Annotated in this window: 15 protein-coding genes; 6 read left to right on the plus strand and 9 right to left on the minus strand. The window is 72.7% G+C overall.

Going from position 1 to position 16,931, the window contains the following annotated elements:
- Positions 1-37 precede the first annotated feature (37 nt).
- Positions 38-700 carry a hypothetical protein gene (locus IE145_RS14870; protein WP_189525532.1) on the plus strand — a complete coding sequence of 221 codons (663 nt, stop codon included), beginning with the start codon at positions 38-40 and terminating at the stop codon, positions 698-700.
- Between the two features lie 131 nt (positions 701-831).
- Here the strand turns inward: IE145_RS14870 and IE145_RS14875 are convergent, their stop codons facing one another.
- On the minus strand, positions 832-996 hold the full coding sequence (locus tag IE145_RS14875; protein ID WP_189525533.1) for a hypothetical protein: 165 nt from the start codon (positions 994-996) through the stop codon (positions 832-834).
- A 123-nt stretch (positions 997-1,119) separates the two neighbouring features.
- On the opposite strand from IE145_RS14875, the gene IE145_RS14880 reads away from it, so the two are divergent.
- Entirely contained in the window at positions 1,120-2,133 is a 1,014-nt protein-coding gene (locus IE145_RS14880; RefSeq protein WP_189525534.1) for a winged helix-turn-helix domain-containing protein, read from the plus strand.
- 14 nt (positions 2,134-2,147) lie between these two features.
- Here IE145_RS14880 and IE145_RS14885 read toward each other — a convergent pair whose 3' ends face one another.
- Both IE145_RS14885 and IE145_RS14890 read right to left on the minus strand, forming a co-directional pair.
- Positions 2,148-2,951, minus strand: coding sequence for an HNH endonuclease family protein (locus IE145_RS14885; RefSeq protein ID WP_189525535.1), 804 nt, complete (start codon positions 2,949-2,951; stop codon positions 2,148-2,150).
- 121 nt (positions 2,952-3,072) lie between these two features.
- Entirely contained in the window at positions 3,073-3,942 is an 870-nt protein-coding gene (locus tag IE145_RS14890) for an SCO6745 family protein (protein WP_189525536.1), read from the minus strand.
- Between the two features lie 125 nt (positions 3,943-4,067).
- On the opposite strand from IE145_RS14890, the gene IE145_RS14895 reads away from it, so the two are divergent.
- Together IE145_RS14895 and IE145_RS14900 are read left to right on the plus strand one after the other, a co-directional pair.
- Positions 4,068-4,649, plus strand: coding sequence for a TetR/AcrR family transcriptional regulator (locus IE145_RS14895; protein ID WP_189525537.1), 582 nt, complete (start codon positions 4,068-4,070; stop codon positions 4,647-4,649).
- A gap of 172 nt (positions 4,650-4,821) precedes the next feature.
- Positions 4,822-5,586 (plus strand): hypothetical protein, encoded by a 765-nt coding sequence (locus IE145_RS14900; protein ID WP_189525538.1) that lies wholly within the window; start codon positions 4,822-4,824, stop codon positions 5,584-5,586.
- A 222-nt stretch (positions 5,587-5,808) separates the two neighbouring features.
- On the opposite strand, the gene mfd is transcribed toward IE145_RS14900, so the two are convergent.
- Entirely contained in the window at positions 5,809-9,342 is a 3,534-nt protein-coding gene (mfd, locus tag IE145_RS14905) for a transcription-repair coupling factor (protein WP_189525539.1), read from the minus strand.
- Between the two features lie 484 nt (positions 9,343-9,826).
- On the opposite strand from mfd, the gene IE145_RS14910 reads away from it, so the two are divergent.
- Positions 9,827-10,834 (plus strand): helix-turn-helix transcriptional regulator, encoded by a 1,008-nt coding sequence (locus IE145_RS14910; protein WP_189525540.1) that lies wholly within the window; start codon positions 9,827-9,829, stop codon positions 10,832-10,834.
- A 150-nt stretch (positions 10,835-10,984) separates the two neighbouring features.
- Here the strand turns inward: IE145_RS14910 and IE145_RS14915 are convergent, their stop codons facing one another.
- Together IE145_RS14915 and IE145_RS14920 are read right to left on the minus strand one after the other, a co-directional pair.
- A complete protein-coding gene (locus IE145_RS14915; RefSeq protein WP_189525541.1) occupies positions 10,985-11,278 on the minus strand; it encodes a hypothetical protein in 294 nt (97 codons plus the stop codon).
- Positions 11,275-12,651: an amidohydrolase gene (locus tag IE145_RS14920; RefSeq protein WP_189525542.1), complete on the minus strand. Its 1,377-nt coding sequence runs from the start codon at positions 12,649-12,651 to the stop codon at positions 11,275-11,277. The genes IE145_RS14915 and IE145_RS14920 overlap by 4 nt, the downstream gene beginning before the upstream one ends.
- A gap of 184 nt (positions 12,652-12,835) precedes the next feature.
- Between IE145_RS14920 and IE145_RS14925 the strand changes: the two genes are divergently transcribed.
- Positions 12,836-13,012: a thiazolylpeptide-type bacteriocin gene (locus IE145_RS14925; RefSeq protein ID WP_150198276.1), complete on the plus strand. Its 177-nt coding sequence runs from the start codon at positions 12,836-12,838 to the stop codon at positions 13,010-13,012.
- Between the two features lie 77 nt (positions 13,013-13,089).
- Here IE145_RS14925 and IE145_RS14930 read toward each other — a convergent pair whose 3' ends face one another.
- The 3 genes from IE145_RS14930 to IE145_RS14940 form a co-directional block, all read right to left on the minus strand.
- A complete protein-coding gene (locus tag IE145_RS14930; protein ID WP_189525543.1) occupies positions 13,090-15,135 on the minus strand; it encodes a TOMM precursor leader peptide-binding protein in 2,046 nt (681 codons plus the stop codon).
- Positions 15,132-15,887, minus strand: a complete 756-nt coding sequence (locus tag IE145_RS14935) for an ABC transporter permease (protein WP_189525544.1) — start codon at positions 15,885-15,887, stop codon at positions 15,132-15,134. The genes IE145_RS14930 and IE145_RS14935 overlap by 4 nt, the downstream gene beginning before the upstream one ends.
- 75 nt (positions 15,888-15,962) lie before the next feature.
- Positions 15,963-16,919, minus strand: coding sequence for an ABC transporter ATP-binding protein (locus tag IE145_RS14940; protein WP_189525545.1), 957 nt, complete (start codon positions 16,917-16,919; stop codon positions 15,963-15,965).
- Positions 16,920-16,931: the final 12 nt, after the last annotated feature.

Consider the following 16,931-nt stretch of genomic DNA (forward strand, 5'->3'; position numbering starts at 1 on the left):
GTGCGTCACCCGTGCGTCACCGTCGAGGAGCAGAACCATGGCCCAGCCCGGCAATACACCGAACCGCCCCCGGAGAGGCGCCGGATGCCTGCAGAGCCTGGTGGTGCTCGCGGTGATCCTCGGCCTGGGCTACGGGGCGTCCAAGATCTTCGGTGACGAGTCGTCGCAGTCGAAGGGGTCCTCGTCCTCCTCGTCGTCGGCCTCGGACGGCAAGGGCGGATCGTGGGAGATCGGTGACTGCGGAGGCCCGGACCCGGAGAACAAGCCGGACGGCTACCGCGCCTTCGACTGCGACGACCAGGGCGCGACCTTCAAGGCCCTGAAGATCGAGGACGCGAGCTTCCTGCCCAACGCGATCCAGTGCCCGGCCGGAACGGACCTGATCATCCAGGTCTCCCGGGTCTTCGGCTCCGGCGACGGCAAGAAGGGCGGCGGCATCCCGACCAACACGGTCTGCGGCCGCAACCTGACGGGCGACCACCCGGGCGACGCGGGCGCCGGCGACGGCCAGCTCGTCGAGGGCGACTGCGTCTCGGCGACGGCCAAGGAGATCGCCTGCGCCTCGGCCGGGGCCAACGACTTCAAGGTCCTCGGCCTCGTCAAGGAGAAGACGGAGTGCCCGGCGGCGACCACGGAGCCGATGCAGCTGATGATGGCGATGGGCCGCCCGTACGACGTGATCTGCGGCGGCAAGGTCTGACCGGACCGGTGGCGACCGCCCCCGGACCGATGCGCAAGCACCTCTGTCGGGGCCGCTCCTTTTGGGGCCGGCCCCGCTGCCGTGAGAGCGGCTGTGGCCTCCCCCCGGCATTGCCGCTGGTGAAGCGCGCGTCATCGCAGCACGGCCAGGGAGAGGAGAGCCAATCCCAGCCACAGCGGATTGACCGATCTCACCTTGGTACTCAGTATGACGAGAGCCGCGCCGACCAGCGCGATCGATCCGTGACTCTCCTTCACGCCCTGTTCCAGCAGCAGAAACGCGTTTGACCACACCACTTCGTCTCTCCGTTCTGTTGCCGCAAGGATCTGGCCAAGGGAGACGTCTTCTCGACCTCATTCGGTCTGGTCCGAACATGGGCGTTCCATCAAGCTGCTTTCACACGGCGAGGAGCAGATGGCATGGTCTACCGCATTCACTTGACCGCCGACGATCTGGCCAGGGTCCGGGTCGCGGAAGCCCCCATGCCCATGGTCGATCTCACGGCAGCAGCTCGTCTGCTCAAACGCCGCACCCAGCCCGCCCGCTTGGACGCCTGGCGGAGACGCGCCCTCCCGCTGCTGTCCGCCCAGGCTCGGATGGCCCTGTCGATGGTTCCGCTGTACGGCAATCTCCCCGACTTCCTCTGTCCGCAGGGGAGCAGCAGCCCGGACCAGGAACTGGAGCGCGTACGTGCGATTCCCAGCCGCCGAATAGCGGCGGATCTGGCGGCTGTTTCCGAAACGGAGCAACTCCCCGCCTGGACACAGAGGCTTGCGGATGACGCGAAAGTGCGTGAGGCCTTCCACGACGGATGGGCACACCTCTACGAGGTGCTGCTGCAGCCCTACTGGACGCCCATCACGAATCTGCAGTCATCGGACCGGACGCTGCGCCTGCGGCAGTTCTTGACCGGCGGCGTGGAAACACTGCTCGCCCAGGCGAACCCGCACTGGGTTCAGTGGAAGCCGCCGGTGCTGGAAATAAGAACGGTCCTCGCCTCCACGGTCTACGACCTGCACCCGCAGGGACGCGGACTGCTTCTCGTTCCCAGCGTGTTCCAGACGACCTCTGCCTCGGTGCTCGACGACGGCAGCTCACCGCCCATCGTCACCTACCCTTGCGGCCGGCACGACTGTCTCGCCTCGCTCGCCCTACTGACGCCCGCCCCGTCAGCAGGTGGCCTCGCATCTCCTGTCGCTGCTCTGCTCGGCCGAACCCGGACCGCTGTTCTGGAGACCGTGACCACACACTCCGGTTCCACCACGACGGAGATCGCACGGCTTCTGCGGATCTCACCGGCGAGCGCCAGCGAACACGCGACAGTCCTGCGGGAGGCCGGCCTCATCCAGACCGCGCGGCACGGTAACCGAGTGCTGCACACTTCCACCGAGCTCGGGAGGAGCCTCCTGAACAGCCCGGCGCGGAGACCCTGACGCGGGACGCCCGGTCAGCCGCCGCACTGGGCGAGCATGGCCCGCTTGTCGGCCGTGGTGACCGGGAGGTCGTACTTCAGCGAGACCTGGGCGAACCGCACCGCGTACGAGCAGCGGATCGGCTTGTACGGCGGGAGCCAGGAGGCGGGGCCGGAGTCGCGCTTGGCGTTGTTGGCAGGGCCGTCCACCGGGAGGAGGTTGAGCGGGTCGTTGGCGATCTGCTCGCGCTTGGACTCGTTCCAGCGGGCGGCTCCCATCTGCCAGTCGTAGGACAGCGGCATCACATGGTCGATCTGCACCTTCGTCGCCCGCTGCTTGCGCCAGTCGATGGTCTCGCCGGTGTAGGGGTCCTGGAGCGTCATCGCCATGACGATGCAGTCGGATCCCGCCTTGTGCTCGATGTCCTTGCCATCACGGGCGAGCAGGTCGTTGCGGGTGTCGCAGCCGTTGCGGGCGAGCGGGATGCCGTCGACGCCGTCCTTCCAGGCGTAGCCGAACTTGTCCCGCTCGTAGCCGGTCTTCGGGCCGCGCCCCTTCGTGGCCACCTTCTCGATGAGCTGCCGGGCGGCGGCCCGGTCCGCGTCGCTGGTGAGGGGGGCCAGGCCCGGCTTCGTACCGTCCGGGTTGTCCAGCGGGCTGACGCCGAAGCCCTCGGCGGACTGCGCGCCGCCGTTGGTGCCGCCACTCGTGCTGTCGCCGTCGGCCGCGAGGTCGTCGGGGCCGCAGCCGCTCGCCAGGGTGATCACGACAAGGGCGCCGAGGGCGGGCAGGGTGGCCGCTCGGTGCGTGGGGCGGCGGGGCGTACGGAGAGCTATCACGGGGGAGCCGTCCTGATGGTGAGGAGACCGGACGCCGAGAATCCTAGGGGCGGCCGGCCACGACACGTCCGTGCGCCGGAGTGTGGGGGCACGCTCGGGAGGCACACCCTTTCCGCGCGGGTCACACCTTCCCGATACCGAGGGTGTTCTCGGACGGCAGCAGCCCCGAGCCGATGACCTCAAGCCACGGCTCCCCCAGCAGTTCCGCCAGCCTCTCCCGCCCCGGCGACCCCAGCGCCCGCCACGGCGCCGCGGCCTCCTCGTCGGTGCGCCGCTCCACCTCCGCCCGCAGCTCGCGTCCCGTGTCCGTGGCCGTGCCGTCCGCCGCCAGCAGTCCGCGTTCCTGGAGCCGCCGCCGGGCCGCGCCCCATTCCTCGGCGCTCCACCCCCGGCTCGCGAACACTTCGGGGGCCGCCGCGCCGACCGCCGCGAAGGAGACCAGCGACTCGACCGCATCGAGGCCGGCCGCCCTCAGGGCGACGATGTGCCCGTCGCCCCGGTGTTCACGCAGGACCGTCGCCGCCTGCCAGAGCGCCAGGTGCGGGGCGTCGGGCCAGGGCAGGGCGGAGTTGGCGGCTCCGAGGCCACCGAGGGCTCCCGGGGTCGCCGCCTCCGCCGCGCGGCGGGCCAGGGCGGCGGCCTCCGCGAACTCCGGCCCCGCCACCCGGTCCCCGAACAGCGCCCGGTAGGTCCGGTCGACCGCCCGCAGCCGGGCCGCGAGCACGGCGCCCGGGCCGGCGACCGCCCAGCCGGCCGGAACGCATCCCTCCACCATCCCCGGGGCGAAGCTGTGGAACGTCCGCACCACCTCGTCCGCGCCCACCGCCCCCAGCGGAGCCGCCCGCCAGGCGAAGTAGCTCGGCCAGCGCTCCTCGGTGTCGTACCCCAGCGCGGCGGCCTCCTCGAAGGCGGCGGGGGCGTAGTAGAGGACGGCGTGCAGGGGCTCCATGAGGTGCCACATCTGCCGCACGCGGGCTGGCTCTCCGGTCATGATCTCCACCTCTCCCGGACTTGCCGGACGGCAATCCCATATCTTGCCATTGACTAGATCGAGCCTCCAGCATGCTCACCCCCTCTGAACTTGTCAATGACTAGATGCCGGGTAGGGTGCTGCCCATGACCAGCGAGCGCACCTACCACCACGGCGATCTGCGGCGCGCCCTCCTGACCGCCGCCCTCGACGTCATCGCCGCCGAAGGACCCGCCGCCGTGAGCCTGCGCGATCTGGCCCGCCGGGCCGGCGTCTCGCACGCCGCGCCCGCGCACCATTTCAAGGACCGCTCGGGCCTGCTGACCGCCGTGGCCGCCGACGGGTACGCCCTGTTCGCCGACGCGCTGGCCGGGGCCCCTGACCTACGGGAGCGGGGCGTGGCGTACGTACGGTTCGCGGCGACGCACCCCGCGCACTTCCAGGTGATGTTCCAGCCGGACCTGCACCGCGCCGACGACCCGGACCTGCTGGCCGCCCGCGCCCGGGCGACCGAGGCGTTGCGCTCCGGCGTGGCGGGCCTTCCCCCGGCCGGCCGGGGCGAGGACGACCGGCTGGCGGGGGTGGCCGCGTGGTCGCTGGCCCACGGCTTCGCGACGCTGCTGCTCAGCGGCAACCTCGCGGACGCGATGGCGGGCCGGGACCCGGAGGAGGCGTTCCGGTCACTGGCCGCGTCGGTCTTCGCGCCGGAGGGCGGTCGCGCCGACTGACCGGCACGGCTCACGCTGCCCTCGTGAGCCTTCCTGAGCGACGGACGAGGTCCCGTTCGCCGTGGTCCTCGACGACCTGATGCGGGATACAACCCCGGACGGATGTCGGGTGTCTCTAAAACGCTGGAGGGATGAGCCTCCGGCGCCTTTCGGTACGGAGATCGGGGATCAGGTGGGGAAGCGGGTCTGGAAAGCCGTCGTGGCCGGTGGTGCGGCTGCGGTGTTCACGGCCGTGGCCGCGGCGCCGGCCGGGGCGGCCGAGGGCGGGGCCTCGTTCAGCCGTGTCCAGGTGAACGGTGGCAAGCCGATCGTGATCGGGACGACGAACGAGGTCGCGGTACCGGCCTCCTTTCGGGTGCTGACCACGCGCGCGTGGAAGTGGGCGCCCCTGGTGTTGCTCTACCGCAACGGTGCGGATGACACGCTGTGGCACAACATCGGGACGAACGACTGCCCCAACCGGATCGGTGTCTGCGACATCGACGAGACGATGTACTTCGACCCGAGCGTGTGGGACATGCGCAACAGCGAGGCCGGAGCCTGGAAGGTCGCGGGCGAGGTGCGCTTCAAGGACGGCAGCGAAGACATCGACGCCACGGGACTGACGGTCCGCGTCCAGCGCAACTCCCGTCTGACCGTCAACGCCTCGCCCGAACCGGTGGCCAAGGGCAGGACCATCACCGTGACGGGCAAGGTCACCCGGGCCAACTGGGAGACCAGGAAGTACGCCTCCTACGGCGGCCGCCACGTCAGCCTGCAGTTCAAGCCCTCCGGCTCCACCTCCTACACCACGGTGAAGAAGATCTACGCGGACGGCTCGGGCAACCTCAAAACGACCGTGAAGGCCTCCAGAACCGGTACGTGGCGCTGGGCGTACTACGGCAACACCACCACCGGGGCCTCGAAGTCGTCCGGGGACAACGTCGTGGTGAAGTGACGCCCGCCGCGCCCACGGGCCGGCGACGGCTGGGGAGTCCGGCCCGCCGGGCCGGGCGGCTGCCGCCGGGGGATGACAACGGCCTTGCCCCGCCCGGGCGTCGATGCGGTCCGATCGATGCACGGGCCCCGCCGGGCGAGCAACGCGGCAGGGCCCGATCGTTCGCACACCCCGGGGAGCTAGGCGCCCCCGGGGCCCGGTCGTTCGCAGAGCTTCAGGGGCCTACGACCCCAGGATCGTCGTCAGGAACTCGCCCGTCCACGCCAGCAGTTCGCGGCCGATGACCGGCTTGCCGCCGATCCTGCCCGTCGTCGGGCGCGGGACCAGGATCTGGTGGGCGGCCGGCTTGATGACCGTCTTGGGGTGCAGGCGCTTCAGGCGCAGCTCCTGGGATTCGCGCAGCTCCACCGGGGCGAAGCGGATGTTGGAGCCCTGGAGGACGATCTCGCCGACTCCGCAGGCGCGGGCCAGCATGCGCAGGCCCGCCACCAGGAGGAGGTTCTCCACCGGTTCGGGCAACGGGCCGTAGCGGTCGGTCAGTTCCTCGCGGACCGCCCGGATGTCGTCCTCCGAGGAGGCCGACGCGATCGCGCGGTAGGCCTGGAGGCGCAGGCGCTCGCCGGGGGCGTAGTCGTGCGGGACGTGCGCGTCGACCGGGAGCTCGATCTTGACCTCCAGCGGGGGCTCCTCCTCGACGCCGCCCTCCATCTGGGCCCGGTAGTCGGCGACGGCCTCGCCGACCATGCGGACGTAGAGGTCGAAGCCGACGCCCGCGATGTGGCCGGACTGCTCGCCGCCGAGCAGATTGCCCGCGCCCCGGATCTCCAGGTCCTTCATCGCCACGTACATGCCCGCGCCCATCTCGGTGTGCTGGGCGATGGTCGCCAGACGTTCGTGGGCCGTCTCGGTGAGAGGCTTCTCCGGGGGGTAGAGGAAGTAGGCGTAGCCCCGGTCGCGGCCCCGGCCCACCCGGCCGCGCAGCTGGTGGAGCTGGGAGAGGCCGAAGTTGTCGCCGCGTTCCACGATCAGGGTGTTGGCGTTGGAGATGTCGATGCCCGACTCGACGATCGTCGTGGAGACCAGGACGTCGAACTTCTTCTCCCAGAAGTCCACGACCACCTGTTCCAGGGCCTGTTCGGACATCTGGCCGTGCGCCGTGGCGATGCGCGCCTCGGGGACGATCTCGCGGAGGCGGGCTGCCGCCCGGTCGATGGACTCGACCCGGTTGTGGATGTAGAAGACCTGGCCCTCGCGCAGCAGTTCGCGGCGGATCGCCGCGCCGATCTGCTTCTCCTCGTACGGGCCGACGAAGGTGAGGACCGGGTGGCGCTCCTCCGGCGGGGTGGTGATCGTGGACATCTCGCGGATGCCGGTGACCGCCATTTCGAGCGTACGGGGGATGGGGGTCGCGGACATCGTGAGCACGTCGACGTTGGCGCGGAGCTTCTTCAGCTGCTCCTTGTGCTCGACGCCGAACCGCTGCTCCTCGTCCACGATGACCAGGCCGAGGTCCTTGAACTTCGTCTCGGAGGAGAACAGGCGGTGCGTGCCGATCACCAGGTCGACCAAGCCGTCCTTCAGGCCTTCGAGCGTTGCCTTGGATTCCGATTCCGACTGGAAGCGGCTCAGCGCCCTCACGTTGACCGGGAATTGGGAGTAGCGCTCGGTGAACGTGCCGTAGTGCTGCTGGACCAGGAGTGTGGTCGGGACCAGGACCGCCACCTGCTTGCCGTCCTGCACCGCCTTGAACGCCGCCCGGACGGCGATCTCCGTCTTGCCGTAGCCGACGTCGCCGCAGATCAGCCGGTCCATCGGGACCGTCTTCTCCATGTCCTCCTTGACCTCGGCGATCGTGGAGAGCTGATCGGGCGTCTCCGCGTACGGGAAGGCGTCCTCCAGCTCCCGCTGCCAGGGGGTGTCCGCGCCGAAGGCGTGGCCGGGGGCCGCCATGCGGGCGGAATAGAGCTTGATCAGGTCGGCGGCGATCTCCTTGACCGCCTTCTTCGCCCGCTGCTTCGTCTTCGTCCAGTCCGCGCCGCCGAGCCGGTGCAGCGTCGGGGCCTCGCCGCCGACGTACTTGGTGACCTGTTCCAGCTGGTCGGTCGGGATGTAGAGGCGGTCGCCGGGCTGGCCGCGCTTGGCGGGGGCGTACTCGACGAGCAGATACTCGCGGGTCGCGCCCTGGACCGTGCGCTGCACCATCTCCACGTACCGGCCGACGCCGTGCTGTTCGTGGACGATGTAGTCGCCGACCTCCAGCGTCAGCGGGTCGATCGTCTTCCTGCGGCGGGCCGGCATCCGGCCGAGATCCTTGGTGGCCGTGCGCTGGCCGGTCAGGTCGGTCTCGGTGAGCACCGCCAGCTTCAGCGCCGGGTCGACGAAGCCCTGTTCGATCGCCCCGCAGGAGACGTGGACGAGGGACGGGGAGATCTCCGACAGGTCCGCGTCGAGGCGGGCCGCGATGCCCTCGCCGCTCAGCACCTCGACCGTACGGGTGGCGAGCCCCTGCCCCTCCGTGACGTACACCGTGCGCCAGCCGTCGGCCAGCCAGCCCTTGGTGTCGGCGAGCGCCCGGGCGGTGTCGCCCCGGTACGCCTCGGGGGCGTGCATGGAGAGCTGGAGGGTGTCGTCGTCGTGGTCGGCGGCATCGGCGGCGAACGGGGAGACCGACCACCACATCATGCCCAGCTCGCGGGCCCGGTCCCGGACGTCCGCGATGCCCCACAGCGAGGCCGCGCCCACGTCGATCGGGGCCTCGCCGCCGCCCGCGCTCGCCGCCCACGACGCCTGGAGGAACTCCTGGCTGGTGGCGACCAGGTCGGCGGCCCGCGTCCGCACCCGCTCCGGATCGCAGACGATCGCCATCGCGTCCTTCGGCAGCACGTCGAGCAGCAGCTCCATGTCGTCGACGAGGACCGGGGCCAGGGACTCCATGCCCTCGACCGCGATGCCCTGGGCGATCTTGCCGAGCAGTTCGCCCAGCTCCGGGTGGAGCTCGGCGAGCGCCGCCGCCCGCTCGCGGACCTGGTCGGTCAGCAGCAGCTCGCGGCAGGGCGGGGCCCACAGCCCGTGCGCCGCGACCTCCAGCGACCGCTGGTCGGCGATCTTGAAGTAGCGGATCTCCTCGACCTCGTCGCCCCAGAACTCCACCCGGAGGGGGTGCTCCTCGGTCGGCGGGAAGACGTCCAGGATCCCGCCGCGTACGGCGAACTCACCGCGCTTCTCGACCAGCTCCACCCGGGAGTACGCGGCGGCCGCCAGTGCGTCCACCACCTCCCCCAGGTCCGCGCTCTGCCCGCCCGCAAGGCTCACCGGCTCCAGATCGCCGAGCCCCTTGACCTGCGGCTGGAGGACGGAGCGGATCGGGGCGACGACGACGGAGACCGGGCCGGTCTCCGGGTCGTCCTCGCGGGGGTGCGCCAGGCGGCGCAGCACGGCGAGGCGGCGGCCCACGGTGTCGGAGCGGGGCGAGAGCCGCTCGTGCGGCAGGGTCTCCCAGGACGGGTACTCCGCGACCGTGTCCGGCGGCAGCAGCGTGCGCAGGGCCCCGGCCAGGTCCTCGGCCTCGCGGCCCGTGGCGGTGACGGCCAGGACGGTCCGGCCGGTCTGCCGGGCCAGCGCGGCCACGGCGAACGGGCGCGCGCCGGGCGGGCCCACCAGGTCGACATGGGCCCGGTGCCCGTCTTCGGCGGCCTTCACCGCCTCGGCGAGCGCCGGGTCCGTAACGACGACATCCAGCAGACCGTGCAGGCTCATGAAGTTTCCGTCCGGGATCAGATCAGCGGTGGCTCGGACGTTGCCGGCGGCCGGCTGCCGGGCAACGCGAAGGGCCCGACACGTGTGACGCGCCGGGGGTTCCAGGTTACGACCCGGGGGTGACAGCCGCTCCCGCAACCGGCCGACCGGCGGGCCGGGACGCCCCGGGACGCTCCCCCGCCCGCCGTGCCGGCCGCTTCGCCGCCCGCCGTGCCGGGGCCGCCGCTCGTCGACGGTCGTACACCGTTCATCTCCGTATCGCACACAGTTGTGCCGGGGATCCTCACAGGAGTGATCCCAGCGTCTAGTCTTTGCCCGACCCTTGCACAACGGGACGTGCGGAGTGGCGCGAGAGCGTCATGCACGCGGTCCTCACAGAGGCAAGTACCGGGCACGGGCGAGAGCGAGCAGCGGCCGGGGCGGGCGACGCGGGGCGATCCCCCTCGGTGCGACAGCCCCACGGCATCGGCATCGGGGGGCGTACGTGGGCGAGAACGAGATGTCTGTCTTCGGGGTCCCGGAGGCCGAGGAGGAGATCTACCGGCACTTCCTGCGCAACCCCGGGACCCGCGCCGACGATCTCCACCCCCTGCTGCGCTCCCGGTACGGCCAGACCCGGGCCCGGATCGCCCGGCTCCAGGAGATGGGGCTGCTGCACGCCGAGGACGCGGAGCGGCGGATCTTCCCCGCGGACCCCGAGGCGGCGCTCGCCCGGCTGGTCGACGTGCGGCTCGCGGCGCTCCATCAGGAGCTGCGTCGCGTCACCCGGTCGCGGCACGTCATTGAGGGTCTACGCGCGGAGCAGGGGGCTCGTACACCCCATCCGCAGGGCATCGAGCAGCTGGAGGGGCTGGCCCAGATCCGTAACCGGATCGACGACCTCGCGTTCTTCGCCCGGGACGAGATCCTGTCCGTGGAACCGTACACGCGGCTGTCGCCGGAGAACATCGCCCGGTCCCGCCCGCTGGACCTGCGCTGTCTGCGGCGGGGGGTGCGGATCCGCAACGTCGTCTCCAGCGCGGCGCTCCAGGACCCGCCGACCGCCGCCTATCTGCGCGAACTGGCCAAGCACGGGGCGGCGATCCGGGTGACGCCGGACACCACGGAGCGGCTGCTCGTCTACGACCGCCGGGCGGCGCTCGTCCCGCTGGATCCGCGCGACACCTCGCGGGGCGCGCTCCTGGCCCATCGCAGCGGACTGGTCTCCAACATCATCTCCCTGTTCGAACGGATCTGGGACCAGGCCGACGATCTGTCCCTGGCCGTCGGCGGAGCGGAGAGCGGCGAGGACGCGGCCGCCGCCCGCCCCTCCGGCATCGAGCGCCGGGTGCTCGTGTCGATGTGCACGGTGGGCAAGGACGAGGCGGGGGCGCGGGAGCTGGGGGTGTCGGTGCGGACCTACCGGCGGCACGTCGCCGATCTGATGCAGAAGCTCGGCGCGGCGAGCCGGGCGCAGGCCGCGCTGCTGGCCCGCGAACGCGGCTGGATCTGACCGCCGGCGGGCTCCGGGGAGGCCGCTGCCCCGCAGCCCTGCGGCCCCGCAGACCCGTGGCCCCGCAGCCCTGCGGCTCCCGTGACCCCGCGGCTCCCGTGACCCCGCGGCTTCCGTGGCCCCGCAGGCCCGCAGGCCCGCAGGCCCCGGTCAGGATCCGCCGGACACGCCCTTCGGCTGCGGCTCCTCCGCCCAGCCGCGCAGGGCCGTGTCGGCCAGGACGCGGGACACCGCCCGCCGCACCGCCGACGCGTCCGTCGTCCCGGCCAGCTCGACCCGCAGCACCACCCGGTCCTGCTCCACCTCGGGGTGGCAGGTCCAGTGTCCCGGGAGCAGTCCGAGCAGCCGTACGACGGTGGTCCAGCCGGTCGGGGCCGCGCGGTCGCGGCGTACGACGACGACATCGACCACGGCCCTGGTCCGGGAGGTCCGGCGAGCCGTCATGACGCCGTCTCCCGGTTCCCGGCGGGCCCCGGGCCGAGGACCTGCCGGGCCGCCGCCGCCAGGGCCGTGATGCCGACGGGCAGGGCGGCCCGGACGTCGGGGGCGAAGCCGGGTGCGTGGTTGGGCGGTACGGGCTCGCCTCCGGCGCGGGCCGCCCGCCAGGGCCCGGCTCCGGTGGTCCCGAGCATCCAGTACGCGACCGGGACCCCGCCCGCCGCGAAGTGCGGGAAGTCCTCGGTGGCCGTCGACCCGGCGAGGTCCAGCACCCGGCCGGGGCCGAGGAGCGCCTCGTGGGCCCGGCGGACCCGGGCCGTGAGCGCCGGGTCGGGGCGCAGGGCGGGCGAGCGGGCGATGACGGTGAACGCGGGGGCGCGCGGGGCGTCGAAGGCGGCGGCCTCGGCCCGGACGGCCCGTTCGGCGGCGGCCGCCAGCCGGTCGAGCGCCGGGTTGGTGAACGCCCTGATGGTCAGGGAGAGTTCGGCGCGGTCCGGGGTGATGTTGCCGCGCTCGCCCGCCCGCACCGAGCCGACGGTGAGCACGGCCTGTTCGGCGGGCACGGTCTCCTCGGCCACCACGGTGCGCAGGCGCAGCACGGTGGCGGCGGCGATCAGGACCGGGTCGATGTTCAGGTGCGGGGTGGCCGCGTGGCCGCCCCGGCCGTGCAGGACCGCCTCGGCGGCGACGCTCCCCGCCATCAGGGGCTCCCCGCCGCCCGGCGCGTGGGCGAGGGTCCCGGCGGGGAGCGGGGCGGCGTGCTGGGCCAGGACCGCGTCGGGGACGCCGAACCGCTCGTACAGCCTGCCGCCCTCCAGCAGGGACCGGGCCCCGCGCAGCGTTTCCTCCTCGGGCTGGCCGACGACGAGGACCGTGCCGCGCCAGGCGTCCCGGGTGGCGGCGAGGAGCTCCACCGCGCCGGTGACCGCCGCGATGTGCAGGTCGTGGCCGCAGGCGTGCATGGCTCCGGGCACGGTGCTGGCGTACGGGAGTCCGGTGGCCTCGGTGACGGGCAGCGCGTCCAGCTCGGTGCGCAGCAGCACGGTGGGCCCGGGGCCGTTGCGCAGGACCCCGACGAGCCCGTGGCCGCCGCCCACGGAACGGGTGACCGTACAGCCGTGTTCCGCGAGCCGGGCGGCGAGGCGGCCGGCGGTGCGGTGTTCGTGGCCGGAGAGTTCGGGGTGGGCGTGGAGGTCGAGGTAGAGCTCGACGGCGGAGCGGAGCAGGGGGCGCGGCAGGGGCACGCCTCCCGGCGGCCGGCCCCCCGGGGCCCCCTCGTCCCCCCGCACCGCCCTTCTCGCCGCCTCCGCTCCTCTCGCGTGCCCGTCGTCGTCCGCGTTCCTCGTGGCTCTCTCCGCTGTGACCACCGCGCACCTCATCTCTGCTCAACGAGCCTGCTCCGTACGGCTGTCACGTGCCGCGCCGTCGCCCTGCCACCGGGTGTCAGCGATGTGACAGCGAAACCGCGGCCGATCTGACAGCGGCCACCCCTGCAATGGGTCCAGCACCCGGGCACCGCGCCGGAACAGCCGGCCGGACCCCCACGAGACCAGGGAGATCACCATGGCCCCGAAGACCGAACTCGCCACCCTCGCCGACGAGATCCTGGAGCTGGAGTCGGAGACCTTCGAGATCTCGGACTACTCCGACGCCTCCGAGGTCGTCCTCGCCGGTTCCACGTCGTGCTCCTCGACGTCGACCTGCTCCAGCACCACCAGCACCACCTCCTGCTGCGCCTGACACCGCAGCTCGGCCCGCTCGTGCGCCTGCCCCCTCCGTCGGTCGGAGGGGGCTGTCGTACGTGGTGCGCCGACCGGTCACGGGAAGGGGTGCGGGACGGCCTTGATCTCCGCCTCCGGCAGGTCGTCGGTCCGGCGGCCCGCCGCTCGCGGCGCGGTCCGCAGCCGGTCCATGTGCAGGGCCCGCTGTCTGGTCCAGCCGAAGTCCAGCGGCAGCAGCCCGGGGACGATGGTGGAGACGGTGTGCAGGCCCATCCGGTGCTGCTCCGGCGTCGTCTGGTCGACGGCGATGACGTCGTGGCCCGCCTCGGTCAGCCGGTCCCGCAGGAACCACAGATCGTCCAGCAGGTCGCCGGTGCGGGGGCGCCGCGGCTGCCAGTCGGCGAACGCCTCCGCCGGCGGGAGCACGGCGGCCGGCTCCAGGTATTCGGCGGCGTGCCGGGCCATCGACGGCAGTCCGTAGAGCTGGGCGTGGTCCTTGAGGTGCCGGACTTTGGTGAAGTCCTGTTCCATCGCCTCCAGTTCGGCCCGGCGTTCGGCCACCTGGTAGGGCAGGTGCGGGATGTAGGTGAGCACTTCGGACAGGGCGGACTCCACCGTGTCCGCCGGGTCGAAGCCGGCCGCCGCGCTGAACGACAGGGTGCCGGGGCCGCCGTCCCGGCGCACCGCGAGGGCGGTGACGACGGGGACCGCCAGATCCATCCGCGTGTCGAAGGCGTGCACGTCGTAGCCGTGCAGGGCCGCCCGGTCGAGCATCGAACGGACGGCGGGCGCGGCCGCGCCGGTGAGGTCGATCTCGGTGAGCCGGGTCCGTCCGTACCAGGCGAGGAGGAAGGCGTCCCGCTCGACGAGTTCGAGGAGGCCGAAGAGGATCGCCTCCTCCAGACTGCCGCCGGTGGCACAGCCGTTGGAGCATTCGAAGACGAAGTTATCGGCGTCGACGCCCGCGCTGTAGTGGGCGAGCCGGGACGGGACGAGGACCGGGGCGTCGTCGCGCAGGGAGTGGCCCCAGACCCAGGGGATCGGCCGGTCCGGGTCGAAGGGGCTGACCAGGGGGTCGGTGGCGTACGTCCGCGGGGTGTAGAAGCCGCAGTCGGCGGGGTTCAGTGCCTGGCCACAGAGGTTGCGGTAGCTGTCGACGACCGGGGCCGTGCCGCGCCGCCGGTGGGTGCCCGCGTACCGCTCCAGGCCCTCCAGGTGGGCGAGGGTGCGGCTGGTGGCGTACCGGTTGGCCTGGCCGCTCCAGGTGACGTCGTTGAGACCGGCGTAACCGCGGACGAAGTGGGTTCCGGCGACCGGGGCGGTGGTGGTGGAGGTGGGGTTGATCCAGATGTCGGAACCGAGCGCGCCGCACACCGGGTTGGCGAGGGCGGCGGTCGGCAGCGGATAGGAGTCCAGGGTGCGCAGACGGTAGGTGGCGGGGTCCGGTTTCGGGGCGGGGGCCAGGACCATCCGGGCGGCCTCGGCCGTGTCCGGGACCTCGTGGACGCAGGCGGGGCAGAGGGGTTCGGGCAGCAGCGGGAAGGTGGCCGTGGCGAGCGTGACCAGGTCGACCCGGGTGACCTGGGGAAGCGCCCGGTCGGCGGGGGTCGCGGTGGAGTCCTCGGGGTCCGGCCCTCCGGGGGCGGCGGCGGAGCCTGAGCGGCCGGGCTCGGCCCGTGTGGCGGCGGACCCCCCGGGGCCGGGCTCTCCCGGGGTGCCGCGAAGGCCCGTGAAGACCGCGCTGTACGTCGCCCACACGGCGTCGACCGCGTAGTTGGTGAGCACCGGCCAGTCCACGGCTCCCCGCGGCCGGCACCCCAGCTCCAGGGCCTCCCGCTCCGACCGGCTGCGCAGCCGCTGCCAGCGCATCGCCAGGCACTGGCCGCAGACAGGGGCATCGGGTCCGCCGCCCCAGGGGCCGATCAGGACGGCCCGGGAGGTCAGCTGCACGGTGGCGGCGGGCCGGGCGCCGGCGTACGGGTCCGGGTGGCCGAAGCCGAGGACGTCGGCGGCCCCGAGCGGGACCACGTACGGCGCGGGCAGGCCATCCGCGCCGGGCGCGTCCGTGTGGCGGGCCGACAGCGCGGACTGGAGCCGGGCGCGCGCCGCGTCCAGCGGGGTCGGGGCGGGGGCCGTCGTCATGACTTGTCGCTCCAGCGGAAGGTCTTCAGCGCCACCGCGCCGAGGACGAGGGCGAATCCGGCGAGGACGGCACACGCGACGCCGATGTCGGCCAGGGAGCCGTCACCCGTCACCGCGCCGGAGACCCCGTCGTTGAAGTAGCGCAGCGGCAGGATCCGGGAGAGGGCCTGCATCCAGCCGGGCATGGCGTCCAGCGGGAAGAACGACCCGGACAGGAACGCCATCGGAATCATCAGGCAGTTGGCGACGGCGGCGACCGCTTCAGGGGTCTTCGCGTAGCTGCCGACGATGACGCCGAACGCGAGGAACGCGGTGACGCCGAGGACCAGCACCGGCAGGGCGAGCGGCCACCGGCCGTCCAGTTGCAGCCCGAAGGACGGGAGCAGGGCCACCGCGACGAACAGAACCGCCTGTACGGCTCCGATGGCGAGCGCCAGCACGTAGCGGGAGGCGAGGACGGCGGAGACCGGTGTGGGCGTCATCCGGATCAGCCGGAGGATGTCGTCGCGCCGCCACTGCATGAGGACGAACCCGACGCCGAAGACCGCGGCGTTGGCGACGCCCCAGGACAGCACACCGGGCGCGATGTAGTTGATGTAGGGCTTGCCGCTCTCCTCGACGGTCTGGCCGTGGAAGATCAGCCCGAAGACGACCAGGAAGATCAGCGGGAAGGCGAAGGTGAAGAAGAGGGTGGTGCGGTCGCGGGTGTAGGCCCGGTACCCGGCCTGGCTCAGCGCGGTGTAGGCGCTCATGGAGTGTCTCCGTATCGCTGGATCACTGGATCGCTGCATCGCTGTACGTGCGTCGAGGGGGCGGATCGGCCGGGGTCACGGCTGCGGGGCGCCGGTGCCGGTCAGCTCCAGGTACACGTCCTCCAGGCTCGCCGTCCTGGTCTGTACGCCCTGGAGCCCCGTGATCGCGTCGACGGCGGCCAGGACCCGGCCCGCGGTGAGGGTCTCCAGCACGAGCGAGCCGCCCTCCTCGGTCGCCCGGTCCACGCCCTCGATGGCGCGGGCCCGTTCGGGCGTGAGGCGGCCGGCCGGGACGAGCAGCCGGGTGGTCGGGGCGGCGGCGGCGATCAGCCGGCCGGGGCTGTCGAGCGCGGCGACCCTGCCCGCGACCATGATGGCGACCCGGTCGCAGAGCGCCTCGGCCTCGTCCAGGTGGTGGGTGGTGTAGACGATGGTGCGGCCCTGGCCCTTGAGGTCGCGCAGGACCTGCCAGAGCGAGCGGCGGGCCTGCGGGTCGAGGGCGGCGGTCGGCTCGTCCAGGAAGATCAGTTCGGGGTCGTGGACCAGGGCGGAGGCGATGGCGAGCCGCTGCCGCTGGCCGCCGGAGAGGTCGTCGACCCGGGTGTCGCCCTGCTCGGTGAGGCCGACGGAGGCGAGCGTGCGCTCGGCGGCCGCCGCGTCGCACCGGTAGAGGGCGGCCACGGTGGCCAGGTGCTCGCGGGCGGTCAGCCGGACGAAGAACGCGGAGGCCTGGGTCTGCACGCCGAGGAGGGGCAGCAGGGCGGTGTTGCGCGGCCAGGGGCTGAGGCCCAGGACCGCCACCGTGCCGGAGTCGGCCCGCCGCTGGCCCTCCATGATCTCGACGAGCGTCGTCTTGCCCGCCCCGTTGGGCCCGAGCAGCCCGAAGAACTCCCCGCGTTCGACGGTCAGCGAGACCCCGTCGACGGCCCGGGTGGCGCCGTACGTCTTGTGGACCCCGGTCAGGGCGACGGCGGGCCCGGCGGACGGTTCCGTCGGGGGGTCCTGCGAGGGGCGGGGGGCGGTGGACGTCATGGGACTCTCCTC

The sequence above is a fragment of the Streptomyces sindenensis genome (assembly GCF_014649035.1).
GTDB classification, from domain to species: domain Bacteria; phylum Actinomycetota; class Actinomycetes; order Streptomycetales; family Streptomycetaceae; genus Streptomyces; species Streptomyces sindenensis.

Coding starts and splice junctions, on each gene's coding strand:
- IE145_RS14880 (WP_189525534.1), top strand. CDS start 1,120: ATGGTCTACCGCATTCACTTGACCGCCGACGATCTGGCCAGGGTCCGG.
- IE145_RS14920 (WP_189525542.1), bottom strand. CDS start 12,651: ATGAGGTGCGCGGTGGTCACAGCGGAGAGAGCCACGAGGAACGCGGAC.
- IE145_RS14925 (WP_150198276.1), top strand. CDS start 12,836: ATGGCCCCGAAGACCGAACTCGCCACCCTCGCCGACGAGATCCTGGAG.
- IE145_RS14870 (WP_189525532.1), top strand. CDS start 38: ATGGCCCAGCCCGGCAATACACCGAACCGCCCCCGGAGAGGCGCCGGA.
- IE145_RS14890 (WP_189525536.1), bottom strand. CDS start 3,942: ATGACCGGAGAGCCAGCCCGCGTGCGGCAGATGTGGCACCTCATGGAG.
- IE145_RS14930 (WP_189525543.1), bottom strand. CDS start 15,135: ATGACGACGGCCCCCGCCCCGACCCCGCTGGACGCGGCGCGCGCCCGG.
- IE145_RS14935 (WP_189525544.1), bottom strand. CDS start 15,887: ATGAGCGCCTACACCGCGCTGAGCCAGGCCGGGTACCGGGCCTACACC.
- IE145_RS14940 (WP_189525545.1), bottom strand. CDS start 16,919: ATGACGTCCACCGCCCCCCGCCCCTCGCAGGACCCCCCGACGGAACCG.
- IE145_RS14915 (WP_189525541.1), bottom strand. CDS start 11,278: ATGACGGCTCGCCGGACCTCCCGGACCAGGGCCGTGGTCGATGTCGTC.
- IE145_RS14895 (WP_189525537.1), top strand. CDS start 4,068: ATGACCAGCGAGCGCACCTACCACCACGGCGATCTGCGGCGCGCCCTC.
- mfd (WP_189525539.1), bottom strand. CDS start 9,342: ATGAGCCTGCACGGTCTGCTGGATGTCGTCGTTACGGACCCGGCGCTC.